The sequence below is a fragment of the Flavicella sp. IMCC45537 genome (assembly GCF_057197705.1).
Map to the genome: position 1 here is coordinate 358,050 of NZ_CM170067.1, position 22,203 is coordinate 380,252.

Genomic DNA, 22,203 nt, shown 5'->3' on the forward strand with positions numbered 1-22,203 from the left:
TGATTTTAAAAGAAAATTATTTTGGTTCAAAGATAGCACATGGAATGATCATTTCCTCTAAAGAAATTCCTCCATGTTGGTAGGTGTTTTTATAATATTTCACAAAATGATTGTAATTATTTGGATATGCAAAAAACAGATCTTCTTTTGCAAATATAAACGAGCTATTCATATGTTGTGTTGGTAGAAAAATATCTTTTGGGTTTTGGACAGCATAAACATCTTTGTCTTCATAGGTTAAGCTTCTACCAGTTTTATACCTAAGATTGGAACTGATGCTTTTAGTTCCGATTACTTTTGTTGGTGTTTTACTATTGATAGTCCCATGATCTGTGGTAATTATTAACTGCATACCCGCTTTTTTTGCTTTTTGAATTGTGCTAAAGATAGGACTGTTTTTAAACCAACTTAGTGTGAGAGATCTATATGCTTTTTCATCACCAGTAAGCTCTTTTATGACATCTAGTTCTGTTCTAGAATGTGATAACATATCCACAAAATTATATACAATCACAGAAAGATCAGTCGCCTTTAAACTATTGAAATTGGAATCTAATTCTTTGGCGCCTTTTAAAGTTGTTATTTTGTTGTAGTCAAATGTAAGTTCTGGTTTTAATCTTTTGATCTGAGCAGCTAGAAAATCTTTTTCGTGCAAGTTTTTACCCCCCTCATCCTCATCATTTTTCCAAAATTCAGGATATTGCTTTTCCATGTCTAATGGAGTCATTCCTGAGAAAAAAGCATTTCGTGCGTATTGCGTTGCTGTGGGTAGGATGCTAAAATAAGGGGTTTCTTTTGTTTTTTTATAGAACGGACTGATATGCGTTTCAATGGATTTCCATTGATCGTACCTAAGGTTGTCAATGACAATTAATAAAGTTCCATTTTTATTGGTCATTTCAGGAAGTATTTCCTCTTTAAAAAGTGTATGAGAAAAAGCTGGCCTGTCATTTTCTGTTAAAAGATCCTGATAGTTTTTTTTAATAAACTTAAAAAACAAGCTATTAGCTTCCTGTTTCTGACTTTCTAAAATACTTAGCATTCCTGAATCACTGATGTTTTCTAACTCCAGCTCCCAATGCAGCAGTTTTTGATACAGTTCAATCCATTCTTCATAAGAGTTAACCATTGCTAAATCCATTGAGATTTTTCTAAACTCCTGTTGGTAATTTGAAGTTGTTTTTTGAGAAATCAATCGAGAGTGATCTAAGTTCTTCTTTAAACTTAACAATATTTGACTAGGGTTAACTGGTTTTATAAGGTAATCTGCAATTTTAGAGCCTATAGCATCTTCCATGATATACTCCTCCTCACTCTTTGTAATCATTATTACCGGCAGATTTGGTTTTGAATTTTTGATCTCTGTCAATGTTTCAATACCTGTCAATCCAGGCATGTTTTCATCTAAGAAAACAATATCATAATTGTTTTCAGCGATTAAATCAATGGCATCCGCTCCATTTGTACATTTTGAAACCTCATAGTTTTTACCTTCTAGAAATAAAATATGAGGTTTTAATAATTCAATTTCGTCATCAACCCAAAGAATATGTATGTTTTTCATTTTTTGCCTTTCGTGTTATTTAAAGCAATCATTTGCAATAGAGCTAATAATTGAATATTTGGTTACTGTTTATTAAAGAATGTTATATTTGTTACAATCAAAAAAACAAAATTTTGAGCGCCAAACAAACAAATAAATTAAAAATATTAAACGACCCAATTTACGGATTTATTGCTATTCCGAATGCATTAATTTTTGATTTAATAGAACACTCTTATTTTCAGCGATTAAGACGGATTTCTCAAATGGGACTTTCTTATTTGGTATACCCTGGAGCGCATCATACGAGATTTCATCACGCAATTGGATGTATGCATTTGATGCAGAGTGCCGTTCAAACGTTGAGGTCTAAAGGTGTAGAAATATCTGAGGAGGAGGCAACAGCTCTTTATATAGCTATTTTATTACATGATATTGGGCATGGTCCATTTTCACATGCACTAGAACATAGTATCGTTACAGGAATTAGTCATGAAGAAATTTCTTTATTTTATATGAAGGAATTAAATAAAGAATTTGAAGGGCAACTAAGTTTAGCTATTGAAGTGTTTGAAGGAAAATATCCAAGAAAATTCATGCATCAATTGATTTCTAGTCAATTGGATATGGATCGATTAGATTACTTGAAACGAGATAGCTTTTACAGTGGGGTTGCTGAAGGAAATATAAATTCTGAACGTCTGATCGCCATGTTATATGTAGTGGATGATGAATTGGTACTGGAAGAAAAAGGAATTTATTCGGCTGAAAAATTTATTGTAGGGAGACGGTTAATGTATTGGCAAGTATACCTACATAAAACAGGTGTAGTTGCAGAAAAAATGCTTGTCAATTTACTGAGGAGAGCGAATGAATTATCGAAAAAAGGAAATTCTTTAAGCGGAAGTAAGGCATTTAGTTTCTTTTTAGAAAATCAAATATCGGAGAATAATTTTGATTTTGATGTACTAAAAACCTTTGCCAAATTAGATGATTATGATATTCTTTCAGCCATAAAAGATTGGATAATTCATGAGGATAAAGTACTATCAAGCTTATCTAAAATGATTATTAATAGAAACCTGCTGAAAATTGAATTGAAAAATGAACCGATTGATGAAGACTATTTCAATTCGGTATTTCAATCGAAACAAATGGAATTAGGATTGTCAGAGGAAGAGTTGAGTTATTTTGTTTTTACAGATTGTGTTCAAAATCAAGCGTATGACTCTTTGAAAAGTAAAATAAATATTTATTTCAAAAAGGGAGACATAAAGGATATTACTGAGGCATCAGATCAATTAAATATTCAAGCCTTGACCAAACCTGTGGTCAAATACTTCATATGTTATCCAAAGAAATAGGATTGGCAGAAACCATATTAATTTTATACTTTTGCAAGCAATGAAATTTACAGCAACGCAAATAGCAGAGTTATTAGAAGGCGATATTGTGGGAGATCCCAATGTTGAGGTTTCTAAACTCGCAAAAATAGAAGAAGGGACAGAGGGAGCTTTGACCTTTTTATCTAATGAAAAATATACCTCTTATATATACACAACAAACGCCTCTTTGGCAATTGTAAATAAGAGTTTTGAGCCAACAAAAGAAATTTCGGCAACTTTAATAAAAGTTGATGATGCTTATGCGGCTTTTACCAAACTGCTTACTTTTTATAACGAAGTAAAGCAGAATAAATCAGGTAAAGAAGAACCGCATTTTGTAAGTGATTCAGCTGAGATAGGAATTAATATTTATTTAGGTGCTTTTGCCTATATAGGAAACAATGTAAAAATAGGAGATGACGTAAAAATTTATCCTCACTGTTACATTGGTGATAATGTTACTATTGAAAGTGGTACGACTTTATTCAGTGGTGTAAAAGTGTACTCAGATTGTAAAATAGGAAATAATTGTAAAATTCATTCAGGTGCTATTATTGGTGCTGATGGTTTTGGGTTTGCTCCAGATGAACATAAAGTATACACGGCTATTCCTCAAATTGGGAATGTAGTTATAGAAGATAATGTAGACATTGGTGCTAATACAACAATTGATAGAGCTACATTGGGATCTACAATTATTAGAAAAGGTGTGAAATTGGATAATTTAATTCAAGTAGCTCACAACTGTGAAATTGATGAGAATACCGTTATCGCGGCGCAAACTGGAATTTCAGGTTCTACTAAAATTGGTAAGAGAACAATGATTGGTGGTCAAGCAGCCTTTGCTGGACATATAAAGATTGGAGATGATGTAGTTGTTTCAGGATTTTCTGGGGTGCGCAAGAATGTAAAGGATAAGGACATTGTTATTGGTTTTCCTGCGTACAATATTCAGAAATGGAATAAGTCATCTGCTATTGTTAGGAACCTACCATCATATGTCGAGAAAATAAACGAATTAGAAAAAGAAATTAAAGCATTAAAAGAAAAATAGAATGCAACGCAACCAACAAACTATAGAAAAAGAAATTACTCTTAAGGGTATTGGATTACATACAGGAAAAGAGGTAACGTTAACTTTTAAACCTGCACCTGAAAATCACGGGTATGCTTTTGTTAGGGTTGACTTAGAAGGTAACCCGAGTATTGAGCCAAAAGCAGAATATGTTACGGATACACAAAGAGGGACTAATTTAGAGAAAAATGGGGTAAGTATAAATACTTCTGAGCATGTTTTAGCGGCAGCTGTAGGATTGGGAGTTACTAATTTAATTATCGAATTAGATGCGTCTGAGCCACCAATTATGGATGGTTCTTCTAAGTTTTTTGTGCAAGCAATTGAGGAAGCGGGTATTGTATCACAAGAAGCTATTGTTGATGAGTATATAGTAAAAGAAATTATCAGTTACCGTGATGAGGAGTCTGGTAGTGAGATAATGATTGTTCCTTCAGAGGAGTACCAAGTAACTACAATGGTTGATTTTGGGACTCAAATTTTAGGTACTCAGAATGCTTCTTTAGAGAAGATGAGTAACTTTAAGTCGGAAATTGCAAATGCACGTACTTTTAGTTTTCTACATGAGTTAGAGATGTTATTGGATAACAACTTGATTAAAGGTGGAGATTTGAATAATGCTATTGTCTATGTTGATAAAGAAATTTCAGACAATACCATGACAAAATTGAAAAAAGCATTCAATAAAGATGCTATTTCAGTTACGGCAAATGGTGTTTTAGATAATTTAACCTTGCATTGGGCAAATGAAGCAGCGAAGCATAAATTGTTAGATGTAATTGGTGATTTAGCTTTGGTAGGAACACCTATAAGAGGGAAAGTAATAGCCAACAAGCCAGGGCATTCAATCAATACTAAATTTGCTAAAAAATTAGCAAACATTATAAAAAAAGAGAAAAGAAATAAGGTGCCTCAATACGATTTGAATACACCTCCTTTGATGGATATTCATAGAATTATGGAGATTCTTCCTCATAGACCTCCTTTTTTATTGATAGATAAAATATTGGAGTTGACGGATACTTATGTGGTGGGTTCTAAGAATGTTTCAATGAATGAACCATTTTTTGTTGGACATTTTCCAGATGCACCGGTGATGCCAGGAGTATTGCAAATTGAAGCAATGGCACAATGTGGGGGTGTTTTAGTATTAAGTACGGTACCAGATCCAGAGAATTATCTTACGTTCTTTATGAAAATGGATAATGTTAAATTTAAACAAAAAGTATTACCAGGTGATACCTTGATTTTTAAAGCCGAATTAATATCTCCTATTAGAAGAGGTATTTGTCATATGCAAGCTTTTGGATATGCAAATAATAAAGTAGTAGTAGAAGCTGAATTAATGGCACAAATCGCAAAAAAACAATAATATGAATCAACCGTTAGCATATATTCATCCTCAAGCAAAAATTGCTAGAAACGTGGTAATTGAACCGTTTTCTACAATTCATAATAATGTTACTATTGGTTCAGGAACTTGGATTGGTTCTAATGTTACCATTATGGAGGGGGCTGTAATTGGTGAGAATTGTAAAATTTTTCCTGGAGCAGTAATTTCTGCAATGCCTCAAGATTTGAAGTATAATGGGGAAGAAACAAAAACAATTATAGGTGATAATGTAACCATAAGAGAATGTGTTACAATCAACAGAGGAACTTCTGACAGATTGAAAACTGTGATTGGTAATAACTGTTTGATCATGGCTTATTGTCACGTTGCACATGATTGTATTGTGGGTAATGATTGTATTTTTTCAAATGGAAGTACTTTAGCTGGGCATGCTAATATTGGAAACAGTGTAATTTTGGCAGGAATGACAGCAATTCATCAGTTTTGTTCTATTGGAGATCATGCTTTTGTAACGGGAGGATCTTTGGTAAGAAAAGATGTACCACCATTTGTGAAGGCAGCAAGAGAACCTTTATCGTACGTTGGTATTAATTCTGTAGGACTAAGACGTAGAGGGTTTACAACTGAGAAAATTAGAGAAATTCAGAATATATACAGAATTTTATTTCAAAGTAAATACAACAACAGCCAAGCGATAAGAATTATTGAGGCTGAAATGGAAGTATCAAACGAGAGAGATGAAATCATAAGGTTCATACAAACTTCACAAAGAGGTATTATGAAAGGATATTTTAATAGTTAAAAGAAAACATATAATGGCATCAACATCAGATATTAAAAATGGATTGTGTATCAAGTATAACAGTGATACGTATAAAATAATTGAGTTCCAACATGTAAAACCAGGAAAAGGACCTGCTTTTGTAAGAACAAAATTAAAAAGTTTAACAACAGGGAAAGTAATTGATAATACCTTCTCTGCAGGTCATAAGATTGAAGAGGTAAGAGTTGAAACTAGAAAGTATCAATACTTATATGCAGAAGGGGATATGTACAACTTTATGAATACAATTGATTACAATCAAATTACTTTGGAAAAAGCGATTTTAGATTCTCCAGGATTGATGAAAGAAGGAGAGGTTGTAACCGTAGTTGTTAGAGCAGAAGATGAATTACCATTAGCTGTAGATATGCCAGCAAATGTAATCTTAGAAGTAACGTATACCGAACCTGGAGTAAAAGGGAATACGGCTACGAATGCTACAAAACCTGCTACTGTTGAAACAGGTGCAACAATTAATGTACCTTTATTTATCAACGAAGGAGACAAGATTAAAATTGAAACGACGAAAGGTACTTACCAAGAGCGTATCAAGGAGTAATTATAGCGGTTAGAAATTACAATAAAACAATCATAAAGGAATCTTACGGTTAACTAATTCTAGTTGAGTAAGGTTCCTTTTTCTTTTAAAAGTAAACAAGATGAAATTCAAAGAACAACAAGAATTGAAAGATATTGCTACAATATTAAATTGTAAATACGTTGGACCTGATTCCTTTCCTGTTTTGGGAATGAATGAAATTCATGTTGTAACGCCAGGAGATATCGTTTTTGTAGATCATCCGAAATATTATGATAAAGCTTTAGAATCAGCAGCGACTGTTGTTTTGATTAATAAAGAGGTAGCTTGTCCAGAAGGAAAAGCACTTTTAATCTCTGAGGATCCTTTTCGAGATTTTAATACATTGACGAAACATTTTAACCCATTTATAGCCAGTACAGCAAGTATAAGCGCATCTTCTGTAATTGGAGAGAATACTGTTATTCAACCAAATGTGTTTATAGGAAATAATGTAATTATTGGAAAGAACTGCCTGATTCATCCGAATGTAGCTATATATGATAATTGTATTCTTGGTGATAATGTAACCATACATAGTGGTACTGTATTGGGTGGAGATGCCTTTTATTACAAGAAAAGAGAAACAGGTTTTGATAAATTAATATCAGGAGGAAGGGTTGTTTTAGAGGATAATGTTGATTTGGGGGCACTTTGTACTTTAGATAGAGGTGTGACTGGTGATACCTTGGTAAAAGAAGGCACAAAAATTGATAATCAAGTTCATATTGGTCACGATACCGTGATAGGGAAACGATGTTTGATCGCTTCTCAAACAGGTATAGCAGGATGTGTGATTGTAGAAGATGAGGTTACTTTATGGGGGCAAGTTGGTGTCACTTCCGGAATTACCATTGGAGAAAAGGCGGTTGTATTAGCACAAACAGGTGTTTCTAAAGGATTAGAAGGAGGGAAAACTTATTTTGGGTCTCCTGTATCTGAAGCAAGAGAAAAGTTAAAAGAAATTGCTGGTATAAGAAAAATACTGAAAGATACTCATATTTAATAGTTACCTTTTGTAAGTAATGATTGATGTATCGAACAAATAGAACAAATTATAGAAAATAAGATTCATGAAGATCGGAATTGTGTGTTATCCTACTTTTGGTGGGAGTGGTGTAGTAGCGACTGAATTAGGAATGGCTTTGGCTCATAAGAACCATGAGGTACATTTTATTACTTACAATCAGCCGGTTCGCTTGGATTTTATTTCTAGTGGTTTGCATTTTCATCAAGTGCAGATTAAAGAATACCCTCTTTTTGAATACCAGCCCTACGAGTTGGCATTATCTGCCAAAATGGTAGAAATTGTTTCAAAATTTGATTTAGAAATATTGCATGTGCATTATGCTATTCCACATGCTTATGCTGCGTTTATGGCGAAGCAGATGCTAAAGGAACAAGGGATAGACATAAAAGTAGTAACAACCTTGCACGGGACTGATATTACTTTGGTGGGGAGCCATCCAAGTTATAAAAAATCAGTAGAATTTAGTATCAATAGTTCTGATGCGGTAACAACCGTTTCTAACAGTTTAAAAAATCAAACGTTAGACTTGTTTGATATTAAAAAGGAAATACATGTCATTTATAATTTTATTGAATTAGAGAAGTACCCAGATATTCTTCATGAAGAATGTCAAAGAAATTCAATAGCAGAAGAAAATGAAAGAATACTTACTCATATAAGTAATTTTAGACCGGTTAAAAGAACTTCTGATGTTGTAGAGATTTTTTATAAAGTTCAAAAAGAAGTACCCTCTAAATTATTATTGGTGGGAGATGGACCAGATTTGCATTCGGCAAGATTGAAGGCCAAAGAATTAGGGATTTATGATAATGTATTAATATTGGGGAATAGTGTGGAATTGGAAAAAATTCTGTGTTATACTGATTTGTTTTTGCTTCCTTCAGAAACAGAAAGTTTTGGATTGGCAGCGCTAGAAGCAATGGCTGCAAAAAGTCCAGTTATTTCAAGTAATTCCGGTGGGTTGCCAGAGGTTAATGTAGATGGGGTGACCGGTTATTTAAGCGATGTAGGAGATGTAGATAGTATGGCTAAAAATGCGATTTATATCCTTAGTGACTCTGAGCGTTTAAAGAAGTTTAAAAATAATGCTTGGTTACATTCTAGGAAATTTGCGATTGATGAAATATTGCCTTCATACGAAAAAATATATGCAGATTTGGATGCGGAAAGAGATAAGTAACTAGTGGTCTCTTTCTAAAATTGCAAGTCCGAATTTTATGGTGTTGTAAGAAAGTTCTTCTTTAAAATATTCGTAATATGTCTTTAAACTTTTGGAGTTTTTAAGGTCAATTTTGGCATTTTCTAAAAGTTCTAATTCTTTGCTATTTACAAATTCATTTAAATCTATATCGTGATTTTCTTGATATAGTTTGATAAAATGTGTTTGAATGGTCATTAAATTAAGTTTTCTTTCTTTTGAAATTTCTTCGGCAGAAAACCCTTTTTTATATAGTTTTAAAGTTTCCAAAAGTGTATCTCCCTTGTTTTTTTTTACTTTCTTTTTTGTAATTGTTTTTTCTTTTTGAAAAGCTATAATTTCTTTGATAAAATCAAATCCAAAATCTTCAAACTTTTTTCGTCCGACACCATCAATGGCTAGGAAGTCCTCATCGGTCATCGGTCTTTCTTTTTCCATTTGTTTCAATGCTGCATCATTAAACACTAAATAGGCTGGAATTTCATGTTCTTGAGCTATTTTCAATCGTAACAAGCGTAATCTTTCAAATAGATCAGTAGTAGATTTTTTCGTTTTAGCAGCTTTAGCAAGCTCCTTTTTAGTCAATGGAACAGGTAGCACTTTTGTTAATCTAACTTTTTCTCCTTCAAAAAGGACGTTCTTTGCAAGTGAACTAAAGTTTAAAGCATTGTTTTGATGAAACGCAATTTCACAATACCCGAGGTTAATTAACTGTATGATGTACTGCTGAACATCTCTCCAGGGTACATCTTTGGCAATTCCATAGGTTTTTAAATTTTGATATCCTTTATCATAAATGACTGCATTTTGAGAACCTCGTAAAAAATCAACTAGAGTTCCGATTGGTTCACTTTCCTTAAGTCTGAAAACTCCAGAGAGTATTTTTTGAGCTATGACAGTTCCATCGAAAAATTCAGGTGGGTTTTTGCAGACATCACAGTTGCCACAGTCTTTTTCAATGAATTCTCCAAAATAACTTAATAAAATTTTTCGTCTGCAGCTCAGTGCTTCTGTATATTGCTGCATTCTTTCTAATTTAGAAAGTTGTACTTCTTTATTTCCTGAGTTTTGGGCAAACTTTTGAAGTTGAATAACATCAGCGTAGCTATAAAATAAAATGGTTTCTGAGTTAACACCATCCCTACCAGCTCTACCAATTTCTTGATAATACCCTTCCATGTTTTTGGGTAAATTATAATGAATTACCCAGCGTACATTAGATTTGTCAATTCCCATTCCAAAAGCAATGGTAGCACAAATTATTTGACTTTTGTCGTAAATGAAATCTTCTTGAATTTGTGCTCTTTCCTCATGTGGTAGTCCCGCATGATAGGCTTTAGCTTTGAATCCGTTTTTAGATAATCTAGCAGCAACTTGTTCAGTAGCCTTTCGGCTTAAACAATATATGATTCCAGAGGTGTTAGGTCGTTCTTTTATGAATTTTACAATTTGAATTATTCTATCCTGAGCACTTCTAACTTCAAGGGAAATATTTGGTCTGTCAAAAGACGCAATATGTCGCTCGGCATGAGGAAGTCCTAATTGATTAAGGATATCTTCTCTTGTGGCTTTATCAGCGGTAGCTGTAAGTGCCACTATAGGAGTTTGAGGGAGTCTTTTCTTTAAAAAACCTAGCTGCGTATAAGCAGGTCTAAAGTCATGCCCCCACGATGAAATGCAATGCGCCTCGTCAATTGCGATTAAGCTAATTTTGATTTCTTGCACTACCATTTCAAAAAAGGCCAAACTTTCTGGAGCTAGGTATAATAATTTAATGGCTCCTTTTTTAAGTTTGTTAATGATAATTTGATTTTCTTCTTCAGTTTGAGAACTGTTTAAAAATGCAGAGGGGATTCCGTTGGCATTTAACCCATCCACCTGATCTTTCATTAAAGCGATTAAGGGAGATATCACTAATGTTACACCTTCTAAGATAAGGGCAGGTAGCTGAAAACAAACAGATTTACCACCACCAGTTGGCATTATGACAAGATTATCGTTACCATCTAGAATGGATGTAATTATTTTTTCTTGATGAGGTCTGAAGTTTTCATAACCAAAATATTCTTTTAAAGTACTGTGTAATAATTCTTTTTGAGACATCGAAAAAATAAACTTTTATAAGCCAACAAATATAGTTTTTTCGTCCCTATTCTTAATTTTTTAGTGCATAATTAAAAAATAATTTTGACTGTTTTTAGCTGTTAAATCTTTTGTATCTTACTTTGAAATAAAGAAAACGTTGCTTGATAGAAAAATAATATTCTTATTGGGAGTTCTGTTTGTTAACCATTCGTTATGTGCTCAGGAGTGGAAAAATTTGAAAGCCTATAACCGTGAGATGGGGTCAACTTTGTTAACAAAGGGATGTTGGTTAAAAGAAGATAGAAAAAAAAATACAGAACGTTGGAAGAAGGCTAACTCTTTTAACCTTCAAGATTCATTAGGATTTAAAAAATATAAAAGTGTTTCTGAAATAAGAGATTTTTACATATGGTTTGATGAGGTTCGGAAAAAAAAAGGCGATGAAATAGAGTGGGTTGGTTATGCTGCAATAGCATCCAAACAGTTGTCAAAAATTGATATTGATATTATTCGATTTTTGGTAGTTAGAAATAAAGAAATTGTTGCATTTATTAAGGCTGGGTCCTTTAGGGTTCTTGAATTTTCGTTTCCATTACTTAAAGAAGTATATAATAGTCCGATTCGAATTCAAAATGATCAGGCGCTTCAATGGGATATCGATTATGGGAGAATTGAGCAATGTGAAATCATAGAACCTCTGTATCATGAACTATCTCCTAAAGCCTTAAAAAAGTTAAACAGAATGGCTGGAGGGAAAGGTATTTATGCTTTTGGTGTCCCAAAAGAAATTCGTTTTGAAGGGACTATTGAAAACTGTGAGAACAGAGTTGAACATATCGAATTGAAAATAAAGCCATTTTACAAAAGCAATTCAAACAGTCAAAGTCCATAAGAACAAAGTATTTTTTGGATTGAATAGTTATAAAATGTAAATGGAATTTAGATCGGCCTTACCTCTTTTTAAAAACTATATTGTTTATAAAATGTGTACTTAGGTTAAAGATTTAATTTAGATAATACATGTACAGTTTTAATAAAACGATTAACATTTGTTTGTTTTATTCTTGTTGAAGTATATAAAGGAGGTGTTTTGTAATAGAATAAACCATACATTGACTATACATCTAAGTTTTATCCTGAGTTATTTTTATTCGCTATTGCGTTTTTACTCCTTTAAATACCATTGTTTACTGGAGTTTTTAAGATGTTTTAGAGTCGTAGGATTTCTTTCTGTAATGTAAGGTTTGTGTAGTGTCGTAATTATAGCTGGAGGTTTCAGCTTTTATTAATTTTGGTTACAACCAAATAAATTAAACCAAAACATAATTATGAAGTATTCTCAATTAAGGTACACAGGTTTCATCTTGTTACTATTTATAAGCTATACTCAAGGTATTTTAACCGCGCAAACTGTAGGAGTCGGAAGTGGTAGTTATACCAAAACTTTTCCTGGAGTAGATGAGGCGGGAAGAAATGGATATCCAAGTGGTGCTCCACAATTAAGTGGTGAAGCTTTAGGAAAACCAGTGCCTACAAATGACTGGTGGTCAACTGTGGTAAAGGAAGATCATGCCTCAAACTTATTTACCTATCCTATGACCTTGAAAACTACTGATGCTGGACTCGTGGTGACTTATATTCCTTGGGGGGTTATTGGTGATTCTGCTCCAATAATTATTGGTCTTACTAATTTAAATACTTCTAAGACTACAGTTTCAGATTATTCTGACTGGACTGTTACTTTAGATTGGACGGATGGTTCAAGAAATATGAAAACCACTGCAGGTATTGCAATGCCTTTTTTGTATTTTGAAAAAGATGCTAGCTCTGAAGTTAGAATTCAAGTGGTTTCAGGTACGACAACGGTTTCAAATGAAATGCTATTAGTTGAAAATGCTAGTCATGGAGCAGACTTTGTTATATATGCACCTGTAGGAAGTCAATGGACTGTTTCAGGAAACGTATATACTTCTACACTAAATGGAAAAAATTACTGGTCCGCAGCAATGCTACCTCAAAACGCAACAAATCTTTCGACTATAGCGAATGAATATAAAAAATATGCCTATGTATTTCCAGTAAATACTGAAGTCAATTGGGATTATAATCCTTCAGAGGGGACGGTTGTGACCGATTTTAGTGTTACTACAGAAGTGAAAGAAGGAACGGATACAAACATGTTGTTAGGTTTGTTACCCCATCAATGGAATAATTTAGCTGTCGGGTCAAACACACCAGAAGAGCATAGTTATGAATCGGTTAGAGGAGAAATCAAGTCTATGAGTGGTAACAATTTTACAGTATCAAACGATTACAGTGGAATTCTACCTACGTTACCATATTTATCTAATTATAGTGATAGTTTTAGTCCTTCTGAATTGTCTGAGAAGATCAGTCAAATTGAAAACGATGCATTGGCTACTTGGACGGATTCTTATAATGAGGGTCAAGTAATGAATCGATTGATTCAAACCGCAAGGATTGCAGATCAAACGGGGGATATAGAAGCGCGTGATAAAATGATTGCAACCATAAAAGAAAGGTTAGAAGATTGGTTGACCTATCAATCTGGAGAAGTGGCGTTTCTGTTTTATTATAACGAAACTTGGTCAGCAATGCTAGGGTATCCTGCAGGTCATGGTCAAGATTCAAATATTAATGATCATCATTTTCATTGGGGGTATTTTATTCATGCTGCTGCATTTATGGAGCAATTTGAACCTGGATGGGCAAATGAATGGGGTGAGTTCATAAATATTTTGGTGAGAGATGCCGCAAGTGCAGATAGAAATGATGATAAATTTCCTTTTTTAAGAAATTTCAGTCCTTATGCAGGCCATTGTTGGGCTAATGGTTTTGCCTCTTTTCCGCAGGGGAACGATCAAGAATCAACCTCAGAGAGCATGCAATTTAATTCTTCATTAATTCACTGGGGAACCATCACTGGTAATGATGAAATTAGAGACTTGGGTGTTTATTTGTATACCACAGAACAAACTGCTATTGAAGAGTATTGGTTTGATATGGAAGAACGTAATTTTAAAGACGATCAATTGTACGGATTGGTTTCTAGGGTTTGGGGTAACTCATATGACAATGGAACTTTTTGGACTTCAGATATTACCGCATCTTATGGAATAGAGTTGTATCCTATGCATGGAGGATCTTTGTATTTAGGTCAAAATCAAGATTACTTACAGAAAATTTGGGATGAACTTCAAGCGAATACAGGTATTTTAAGTACTAATGATACAAATCCAAATTTATGGCACGATACCATATGGAAATATCTATCGTTTTTAGATCCAGAGAGAGCAATTGAACTGTATGATTCTTATCCAGATAGAGTAATGAAGTTCGGCGTTTCGGATGCGCAAACCTATCATTGGATTCATAGTATGAATGCTATGGGGCAATTGAAAAATGAAATAAAAGCCAATTACCCAATCGCAGCTGTTTTTGAAAAAAACGGTGCCAAAACCTATGTAGCTCATAATTATTCAGATCAAGAGTTGGTGGTTTCGTTTTCTGATGGATTTCAGTTGACGGTGGCTCCAAATTCAATGGGAACAAATAAAGATGTTCAAATTACAGGTACCCTTGCTTCAAGCTTTGATAGCGCTTATGCAAATGGAAGTGTTGCATTAACGGTTGAAGTAGGGGCAGGAAATGTTTCTAAAGTTGAGTTTTACGATAATGGTAAATTGATTGGCGAAGATGCTACTGCACCTTATGATATAGAGGCTACAAATTTGAGTTTAGGGAAACATGGAATGTATTCTAAAATTTATGATGGAGCCAATTTTAATGTATCGAATACTGTTGAAGTAATTGTAGGAGAGCAGCAACCATATAGCGGTACCCCATTTTCGATTCCAGGTAGTTTTGAAGCAGGACATTATGATAGTTTTGAAGGTGGAAATGCAAGTGGCATCTCTTATGTTGATGTTTCTACTGTAAATGAAGGGGATTTTAGATTGGATGAAGCGGTAGATGTGGCATCTGTGAATGGAGAAGGAGCCACGATAGGTTGGATTTCATCAGGAGAGTGGGTTGAGTATACAATAGATGTTGAAAGTTCAGGATTTTATGATTTAAGTTTGAGATATGCATCAGGTAATGCCAACGGCGGTGGTGCATTCCATTTAGAGGTGAACGGAACAAAAATCAGTTCTGATATTAATTTGAATTCGACAAGTAATAGCAATTGGTCTACTTTTACTAGTAAAACGGTAAATGCCATTCCGCTATATAAAGGTAAACAAGTACTGAGGTTGAATTTTGACCAGGGAGAATTTAATCTTGGGAAGTTGACATTCTCAAGAACGGGTGATTTAAATTATGCTGCTCCTTATGCAAATGCAGGTGAAAATGTGGTGGTGGTATCTCCTGTTAGTATGGCTACTTTAGATGGCTCTGCTAGTAGTTCTGTTTCAGAGGGAGCAAGTTATTTATGGGAACAAATATATGGACCAACAGTAGTAAGTTTCTCAGATCAAACTAATATGTCTCCTATCATTAACAATTTAGTTGATGGAGTATATAAATTCAGGTTAAAGGTAAACAAAGGAGTGAATGCAGCAACTAGTGATGTGTTGGTGATTGTTTCTGCAACCGGGAATACCAACCCAACCGTAACAATAACATCTCCAGAGGCGGGAACTACCTTTAAACAAGGACAAAATATAGAAATTAATACGTTGGCTAGTGATCTAGAAGGTGAGGTTGTTAAAGTTGAATTTTATGATGGAGAATTAAAATTAGGTGAGGATTTAACAGCTCCATTCGAATTCGTTTTTCAAGAGGCTAGTGTTGGGAGTCATACGATTACAGCAAAAGCGTTTGATCAAGATGGTTTGGAAGGTGTTTCAGAAGCAGTGGTTATTGCTGTTGAAGCTGTTAAATTTTGTGAAGAAACTTCCTCTGAAAGTCAACAAGGTAGTTTTTCAGTAGGTTATAAGGCAACATTTGAATCAGTTGGGGAAACCGTAACAATTTTCTTCGAGTTGTTAGATTTAGACAAGCTAGGAGCTGCTGCTTATCTATGGAAAGAAAGTCCGTTTGAAGAATCGGAAATGGATTATTTAGGGGATGGAGTTTATTCTAAAACAATAGCAGGAGTGAGCAATGGTGAAACCATTAGTTATGCATGTAAGTTTGCTTTTAATGGAGGACAGGCAGTAACAAAATATCTTAGCTATGTGGTAGGTACTGATTGTAGTGGAAATGGTGGCAATGATACAACGGCTCCAACTAACTTTACCGCTAACTCAGCAAGTGTTACTGGTAGTTCAGTGGTTTTAGATGCATTTGCAAATGATGATTCTGGTGTAGTCGTGTATACAGTAAACTACGGAAATAAAGAAGTTGTTGTATCTGCTGAGTCTGGTAAAACTGAGGCGATTACGATCACGGCGTTGAATCCTAATACAGCCTATACTTTTAATGTTTCTGCCGCTGATTTGGCTGGAAATATTGCATCCAATGCTCCCATTGTTGTTTCAGCGACCACATCTGTAGATACAAATACGGATTGTGAAGGACAGAAATCAGGTGCAATTGAAGGAAGTTTTGGTGTTGGGTATAATTATACATTTGAGACCATAGGAAACGATGTTAAGATAACATTTGAATTGTTAGATGATAAAGATGGTGTGATAGCGTTTTTATGGCAAAAAAGTCCTTTTGTTGAAACTCAAATGGATTTGGTTTCTGGAAAAAAGTTCTCCAAAACGATTAGCAATGTTAGCAACGGAACAATTTTGAATTATGCTTGTAAGTTCGCTTTTGCAGGAGGTTTAGCGGTAACGGATTATTTAACGTATGAAGTTGGTCAAGATTGTGAAGATACAGGAGGTGGTTTAGATAGTGATGGTGATGGTGTGGTTGATATTAGCGATTTATGCCCTGGTACTCCGGAAAACACAATGGTAGATGCCAATGGTTGTCCTACTGATTATGAAATTCCATCAAATAATTTTACGATTAAAACTATTGGAGAAGGTTGTGTAGGTAAAGGAAATGGAGTGATTGAAATATCTGCAAATGAAAACTTTAATTATAAAGCTAGTTTGAATTCAGTTCAATACGATTTTGAAGATAATAAATTAATGCTTGAAGATTTGGATCCTGGTGATTATGAAATTTGTATTGAAACCATTGGAATGAATCATACTCAGTGTTTTAATGTAGCAATTGAAGCTGGTGTTTCTGTGGCAGCAAAAAGCGTTACTTCAAATAAATATACGACCATTACGATGCAAAAAGGAACTGCACCTTATCAAGTCTATGTGAACGATGCTATAATTTTGAAAACAGATTTAACCACTTTTACTATTCCAGCGGGTCAAGGGGATATTGTATCTGTGAAAACCGACGCTGATTGTGAAGGGGTATATGAAGAAAAAATTGATTTATACGCTGATATTAAGACCTATCCAAATCCAGTGAAGGGGGAGCTATTTATCTATACACCAAACCTTGAGGATCAAGTACAAGTATATATCTATACCACCTATGGAGCTCTTATGTTTTCAGAGAAAGTTTCTGTGGAAAATCAACGTATCTCATTAAAAGTAGATCATTTATCTAAAGGTGTGTACTATGTGCAGTTGGAATTAGATGAAACGGTTCAATTAAAAATTATTAAAGAATAGATTATGAAAAAAATAATATATATCATTGGGCTAGCTGTTTTGTTTTATAATTGCGGGAAAGAAGATTCAAATAGTGCACCTACAATTCCTGAGCTGGTGTTCCCCAAAAATAATCAAGCATGTACAGATTTAAATCTAATATTGCAATGGGAACCATCGGTTGATTCTGAAGGTGATAAAGTTTCTTATTTATTAGAGGTTTCCAATACAATGTCTTTTTCTCAATTAGTGTATGAAGAGGTGGTTGAAGAAGCAACAAAGCCGATTACTGTAACTGGTGATGCTTTTTATTATTGGAGAGTTCAAGCAAGAGATAATTCTGGTGCATCAAGTGAATATAGTAGTGTTTATAGTTTTTATTCAGAAACAGAAGGAGTTGAAAATCATGTTCCTTTTGCTGCAAATTTGTTAGAGCCTTCTATGAATGGGAATGTTATAGCAGGTGACATTAGATTGCAATGGCAAGCAGAAGATTTAGACGAAAATGAGGTTTTAACTTTTGATGTGTATATGGGAACTTCTCAAAATATGTTACAGAATGAGGCCATGCGTATTTCTAACAATTATTTTGAGGTTAGTTTAACAACGGGGACATATTTCTGGAGAATTGATGTTAGCGATATTGATGGAGCTCAAGCTATTGGACAAGTTTGGAAGTTTACAGTAGAGTAGAGATTAGAATTCACAGTTTCTTGTTTGTTATTTTTATCTTATTTTGCCATAAATAATTCTTTTATGGAAGAACTTAATGAACTATTAAATTTTGAATTGTATGTGTATCAAGAACACTCCTTGACGGTATTTGAGGTGGTCACAGCAATTATTTTGTTTTTTGCTACAAAATTAATTTTGTGGTTGATAAAAAAGGCATTAGATAGAGAAACTAGAGTTCATAATATTGATACAGGTAATTCATTTGCCATGTTTCAAATAATAAAATATTTTATTTGGATTGTAGTGGTGATTTTGATTCTCGAGATTGTTGGAGTTAAAATAAGTGTTTTATTGGCTGGATCTGCGGCATTGTTAGTGGGTATTGGTCTTGGTTTACAGCAAACATTTAATGATATTCTGTCTGGGGTACTGCTACTTTTTGAGAAGTCGGTAAAAGTAGGTGATATTTTAGATATTGATGGAGAGATTGTTATTATAGAAGAGATAGGATTACGTACTTCACAGGCGAAAACAAGAATGAATATTGTAATTCTTATTCCAAATTCTATCATCACAACAAACAAGGTGATCAATTGGAGTAATCAGACAAGAAAAACACAGTTTAGTATTTCTGTTGGGGTTGCATATGGGAGTGATGTGAATTTGGTAATGCAGTTGTTGTGTGATGCCGCTTCTAATCATATTGAGGTTTTAAATGATGGAAGTATTCAAGCTAGATTGTCAAATTTTGGAAATTCCTCTTTAGATTTTACACTGCTATTTTCGAGTGTAAATATATTTGAAATTGAAAGGATAAAAAGTGATATACGAATTGCAATTGAAAAGAAATTCCAAATAAATAACATAAATATTCCTTTTCCTCAGTTGGATGTACATATGAGAAATATGGAATAAATAGAGTAAACAGTTAAATGAAATTATAAAATGCTCATGATTATCTCATGAGCATTTTAATTATCCGTAACAGTTATTTATTGGATTAGTGTTCACCATCATTATAACCTTTTAATGTGCCAGGTAGTGCGGCGTAATTTTAAACTTTTTCAAGCAAGTAGTTTAAAATTGTTTTTATAGATGGAATTTTAGAATAGATTATTTTGTGTAGGTAGCTTAGTATTTTATTCCCAGGTTACTGTAAATAAAATGTAATAGCCAACCTGGACCTACTAGTAAAAATTGCAGATCTTTAAAAAATGATGGTTTTTTACCCTCAACTTTATGCCCATAAAATTGCCCAATCCAAGCAAGAACAAATACGATCAAACTTATTTGCCACAAAGGAAGTTGAATGTAAGTTTCTAAAAATTCACACAAAAAAATGCAAATAATGCTAAACACAAGCATCCCTATGGCTAGTGATTTTGAAAGCGTAACATAATATATGAGTACCAAAAACAAGGAAATAGTGGCCCAATTAGAAAATGTACTAACTCCTATTAGATTGTGTAAGTGTATTTTAGGAATACTGTACAATAATGCAACAATAGACCAAAAAATTAAGGGAACACAGATCCAGTGAATAGCTTTGTTGGTTTTATTTTTGTGACTTTCACCATATTCTTCTAATAGCGCATCAATTTTCCTAGACATAGTAGTAACTATTTATTTTAAAAGTTACTGAATTTCAACCAAAATTAAAAATACTAGGTAAAAGTAGTTTCTGTAATTCTATAGGGGTTTATATCATTCTGGCTTATAAACTCTAATCCAATCAAAACGGGCAGTAGACCTGGCTTCAGAGCGAACAGATGGATCTGTAAGGTAATTGATACCTTGGTTCGCTCTCCATGGCTGTGCAGCGGCACTAATTATTAAAAACATAGGTTTCGTCAATCCATTTCCGTTCGTATGATTTCTAGGATCAATTTCGTTTTTTGGTGTTGTCCTTACTAGTTCACCATCCACATAATATTTTAAAGTCCATGGGTCTTCCCATAAAACCCCATATTCATGAAAATCATCAGCCCAATAAGTTCCTTTTCCGTCTGCGTAATAAGTTTCCGGTCCAGAAGGTTGATAGTCATCAAAAGGGTCTCTGATAAATGTATGATGACTTAAATGTAAACGTTTGGAGAAGTAGTCATTTGTTTTATCTCCATACGCTTCTAAGTTGTCGATTTCTTGAGTTGAATCTTGACTTAACATCCATACTGCAGTGGCTAATGAAGATTCACTAATTTTTGCTCTTACAACCATATACATTGGATATTGTACGGAATTTTTAGAACTGATGCATCCTGTCTTAATAGTCTCACCAACTATTGTGGCTTTGTATATCATTTCACCATTTGTAATCGTTGACTGAGAACCGCTGTATTGAGTCATACCTGGTCCAGTCCAAGCATTTATATAGCCAACTTTCCAATCATTATTAAATTCGTCTGTTTCTTTTCCTTCATAGTTGAACTCATTAGATAACTTTTCTTGCAGTACCCATTTTTTATCATCTGGTAATTCAGGTAGATTGTTATTCTCTTCAGATTGCCCTTCCTCATTATCATCTTCTTCAGTTGGAGTTGATGGCACTTCAGTTTCCGTTTTTACATCATTTTGATGGATGTCGTCATCGCTACTGCATGAGGTCATTATATTGAAAGTAAATATTAGAAGTGAAATTAAGCTGATCATATTGGTTTTCATATTATGATATCTAAGTTTATTAAGGTGTCAAATTTAAAACACTACATCTTTGTGAAATCAGAACTATACTTGATTAAAAATAGACAAAAAATAAAAATGAATCACTAGAAATGTCATGAGTCAACAACAGAAAGCAATAAACTAGACAGTTTTGAAACTATTTTAATATTAGTTTTTGAATAGTCAAAAGTTTTGAAAACGTACTTAATTTTTAGATCCTAAAAGTTGCGCTGTTTTTTTAGTAAAAGGTAAAAGAATACAGGCAATCGCTATATTGAAAAATAAGTGAGCAAAAGCTACTTGATAGGCTAGTGAGTTGGTTAGTGATTCTACTAGTATAACAAAGTAGGAGGAAAGAGGTAAGTATATTATAACTCCAATACTGTTGAATATTAAGTTAGCAACTGCAGTTCTTTTTGCAGCGTGTTGTAAGTTTATAGCGGCCAAAAAAGCGGTACTTGTTGTTCCTATGTTGGAACCTACCACAATGGCAATGGCACCACTAAGATCTAGAACTCCATTCGAACATAAAATAATGGCTAAACCTATAGTGACCGAACTAGATTGACATATTGCTGTAACAAAAGCACCTATGAGAATACCAATTAACGGTATGGTAGCATAGGAAAGTAAGGTTTCCAATAGAGGGCTGTTTTTGATTGGATCAAGGTTTTGACTGATTAGCTCTAAACTAAATAAAATCAGACCTAAATAAAAAATTGGTTTTGAAACTACAGATAGTTTTCCTTTAAAATAGCCTAAAATAAAACCTAAGGCAATTAGAGATACTCCTAAAGCTTCTATCTTAAATGAAACCAACCAGGCGGTTACCGTCGTTCCAATGTTACTCCCAAGTAAAATGGGTAAGGAATTCCCAAATGAAATAACCCCGCTGTCCACAATGCTTATAACAATTGCAACTACGGCGCTACTAGACTGAACTAATGCTGTAGCGGAAAATCCAAAAATAATTCCTTTGAATCTATTTTGAGTAAAACGTTCAATGCTGGTCTGCATTGTACCACTTAAATATTTTAATAGATTTTCAGAAAAACTTTCGAGACTATGTGTGAAAAGACCTATCGCTGCAATTACTGATACCAAAACTTTCCACCAAATTATTTCCATTGCTTTTTTTTATGTTATGGTAAATTTAGAAAAA

The 22,203-nt window shown here is 33.8% G+C and carries 16 protein-coding genes; 11 read left to right on the forward strand and 5 right to left on the reverse strand.

Annotated features, from left to right (window positions below; all coding sequences use genetic code 11):
- Positions 1–16 precede the first annotated feature (16 nt).
- Positions 17–1,564, reverse strand: a complete 1,548-nt coding sequence (porX, locus tag AC2DGP_RS01675) for a T9SS response regulator signal transducer PorX (RefSeq protein WP_484491293.1) — start codon at positions 1,562–1,564, stop codon at positions 17–19.
- Positions 1,565–1,677: 113 nt separating this feature from the next.
- Here porX and AC2DGP_RS01680 point away from each other — a divergent pair, with 113 nt between their 5' ends.
- The 7 genes from AC2DGP_RS01680 (at position 1,678) to bshA (ending at position 8,967) form a co-directional block, all read left to right on the forward strand.
- Entirely contained in the window at positions 1,678–2,907 is a 1,230-nt protein-coding gene (locus AC2DGP_RS01680; RefSeq protein WP_484491294.1) for an HD domain-containing protein, read from the forward strand.
- 40 nt (positions 2,908–2,947) lie between these two features.
- Positions 2,948–3,982, forward strand: coding sequence for a UDP-3-O-(3-hydroxymyristoyl)glucosamine N-acyltransferase (lpxD, locus tag AC2DGP_RS01685; RefSeq protein WP_484491295.1), 1,035 nt, complete (start codon positions 2,948–2,950; stop codon positions 3,980–3,982).
- Between the two features lies 1 nt (position 3,983).
- Positions 3,984–5,375 carry a bifunctional UDP-3-O-[3-hydroxymyristoyl] N-acetylglucosamine deacetylase/3-hydroxyacyl-ACP dehydratase gene (locus tag AC2DGP_RS01690; protein WP_484491296.1) on the forward strand — a complete coding sequence of 464 codons (1,392 nt, stop codon included), beginning with the start codon at positions 3,984–3,986 and terminating at the stop codon, positions 5,373–5,375.
- A gap of 1 nt (position 5,376) precedes the next feature.
- Positions 5,377–6,159 carry an acyl-ACP--UDP-N-acetylglucosamine O-acyltransferase gene (gene lpxA / locus AC2DGP_RS01695; protein WP_484491297.1) on the forward strand — a complete coding sequence of 261 codons (783 nt, stop codon included), beginning with the start codon at positions 5,377–5,379 and terminating at the stop codon, positions 6,157–6,159.
- Positions 6,160–6,172: 13 nt separating this feature from the next.
- Positions 6,173–6,739 (forward strand): elongation factor P, encoded by a 567-nt coding sequence (efp, locus tag AC2DGP_RS01700; RefSeq protein ID WP_484491298.1) that lies wholly within the window; start codon positions 6,173–6,175, stop codon positions 6,737–6,739.
- A 100-nt stretch (positions 6,740–6,839) separates the two neighbouring features.
- On the forward strand, positions 6,840–7,763 hold the full coding sequence (locus tag AC2DGP_RS01705; RefSeq protein ID WP_484491299.1) for a UDP-3-O-(3-hydroxymyristoyl)glucosamine N-acyltransferase: 924 nt from the start codon (positions 6,840–6,842) through the stop codon (positions 7,761–7,763).
- 67 nt (positions 7,764–7,830) lie between these two features.
- Positions 7,831–8,967 (forward strand): N-acetyl-alpha-D-glucosaminyl L-malate synthase BshA, encoded by a 1,137-nt coding sequence (gene bshA, locus AC2DGP_RS01710; protein WP_484491300.1) that lies wholly within the window; start codon positions 7,831–7,833, stop codon positions 8,965–8,967.
- Here the strand turns inward: bshA and recQ are convergent, their stop codons facing one another.
- A complete protein-coding gene (gene recQ / locus AC2DGP_RS01715) occupies positions 8,968–11,088 on the reverse strand; it encodes a DNA helicase RecQ (RefSeq protein WP_484491301.1) in 2,121 nt (706 codons plus the stop codon).
- Positions 11,089–11,305: 217 nt separating this feature from the next.
- On the opposite strand from recQ, the gene AC2DGP_RS01720 reads away from it, so the two are divergent.
- The 4 genes from AC2DGP_RS01720 (at position 11,306) to AC2DGP_RS01735 (ending at position 19,295) form a co-directional block, all read left to right on the forward strand.
- Positions 11,306–11,962 carry a hypothetical protein gene (locus tag AC2DGP_RS01720; protein WP_484491302.1) on the forward strand — a complete coding sequence of 219 codons (657 nt, stop codon included), beginning with the start codon at positions 11,306–11,308 and terminating at the stop codon, positions 11,960–11,962.
- 436 nt (positions 11,963–12,398) lie between these two features.
- A complete protein-coding gene (locus AC2DGP_RS01725; protein ID WP_484491303.1) occupies positions 12,399–17,726 on the forward strand; it encodes a glycosyl hydrolase in 5,328 nt (1,775 codons plus the stop codon).
- Positions 17,727–17,729: 3 nt separating this feature from the next.
- On the forward strand, positions 17,730–18,398 hold the full coding sequence (locus AC2DGP_RS01730; RefSeq protein ID WP_484491304.1) for a hypothetical protein: 669 nt from the start codon (positions 17,730–17,732) through the stop codon (positions 18,396–18,398).
- A gap of 63 nt (positions 18,399–18,461) precedes the next feature.
- A complete protein-coding gene (locus AC2DGP_RS01735; protein ID WP_484491305.1) occupies positions 18,462–19,295 on the forward strand; it encodes a mechanosensitive ion channel family protein in 834 nt (277 codons plus the stop codon).
- A gap of 216 nt (positions 19,296–19,511) precedes the next feature.
- On the opposite strand, the gene AC2DGP_RS01740 is transcribed toward AC2DGP_RS01735, so the two are convergent.
- The 3 genes from AC2DGP_RS01740 to AC2DGP_RS01750 all read right to left on the reverse strand — a co-directional run bounded on the left by AC2DGP_RS01740 (position 19,512) and on the right by AC2DGP_RS01750 (position 22,169).
- Entirely contained in the window at positions 19,512–19,991 is a 480-nt protein-coding gene (locus AC2DGP_RS01740; RefSeq protein WP_484491306.1) for an Mpo1 family 2-hydroxy fatty acid dioxygenase, read from the reverse strand.
- A gap of 93 nt (positions 19,992–20,084) precedes the next feature.
- Positions 20,085–21,041 carry a family 16 glycosylhydrolase gene (locus AC2DGP_RS01745; protein WP_484491307.1) on the reverse strand — a complete coding sequence of 319 codons (957 nt, stop codon included), beginning with the start codon at positions 21,039–21,041 and terminating at the stop codon, positions 20,085–20,087.
- Positions 21,042–21,245: 204 nt separating this feature from the next.
- Positions 21,246–22,169, reverse strand: a complete 924-nt coding sequence (locus AC2DGP_RS01750; RefSeq protein WP_484491308.1) for a Na/Pi cotransporter family protein — start codon at positions 22,167–22,169, stop codon at positions 21,246–21,248.
- Positions 22,170–22,203: the final 34 nt, after the last annotated feature.

What these genes read in the sequence shown, in the direction of transcription:
- porX (WP_484491293.1), bottom strand. Translation starts at nt 1,564, where the DNA reads ATGAAAAACATACATATTCTTTGGGTTGATGACGAAATTGAATTATTA.
- lpxD (WP_484491295.1), top strand. Translation starts at nt 2,948, where the DNA reads ATGAAATTTACAGCAACGCAAATAGCAGAGTTATTAGAAGGCGATATT.
- AC2DGP_RS01690 (WP_484491296.1), top strand. Translation starts at nt 3,984, where the DNA reads ATGCAACGCAACCAACAAACTATAGAAAAAGAAATTACTCTTAAGGGT.
- lpxA (WP_484491297.1), top strand. Translation starts at nt 5,377, where the DNA reads ATGAATCAACCGTTAGCATATATTCATCCTCAAGCAAAAATTGCTAGA.
- efp (WP_484491298.1), top strand. Translation starts at nt 6,173, where the DNA reads ATGGCATCAACATCAGATATTAAAAATGGATTGTGTATCAAGTATAAC.
- AC2DGP_RS01705 (WP_484491299.1), top strand. Translation starts at nt 6,840, where the DNA reads ATGAAATTCAAAGAACAACAAGAATTGAAAGATATTGCTACAATATTA.
- bshA (WP_484491300.1), top strand. Translation starts at nt 7,831, where the DNA reads ATGAAGATCGGAATTGTGTGTTATCCTACTTTTGGTGGGAGTGGTGTA.
- recQ (WP_484491301.1), bottom strand. Translation starts at nt 11,088, where the DNA reads ATGTCTCAAAAAGAATTATTACACAGTACTTTAAAAGAATATTTTGGT.
- AC2DGP_RS01725 (WP_484491303.1), top strand. Translation starts at nt 12,399, where the DNA reads ATGAAGTATTCTCAATTAAGGTACACAGGTTTCATCTTGTTACTATTT.
- AC2DGP_RS01730 (WP_484491304.1), top strand. Translation starts at nt 17,730, where the DNA reads ATGAAAAAAATAATATATATCATTGGGCTAGCTGTTTTGTTTTATAAT.
- AC2DGP_RS01735 (WP_484491305.1), top strand. Translation starts at nt 18,462, where the DNA reads ATGGAAGAACTTAATGAACTATTAAATTTTGAATTGTATGTGTATCAA.
- AC2DGP_RS01740 (WP_484491306.1), bottom strand. Translation starts at nt 19,991, where the DNA reads ATGTCTAGGAAAATTGATGCGCTATTAGAAGAATATGGTGAAAGTCAC.
- AC2DGP_RS01745 (WP_484491307.1), bottom strand. Translation starts at nt 21,041, where the DNA reads ATGAAAACCAATATGATCAGCTTAATTTCACTTCTAATATTTACTTTC.
- AC2DGP_RS01750 (WP_484491308.1), bottom strand. Translation starts at nt 22,169, where the DNA reads ATGGAAATAATTTGGTGGAAAGTTTTGGTATCAGTAATTGCAGCGATA.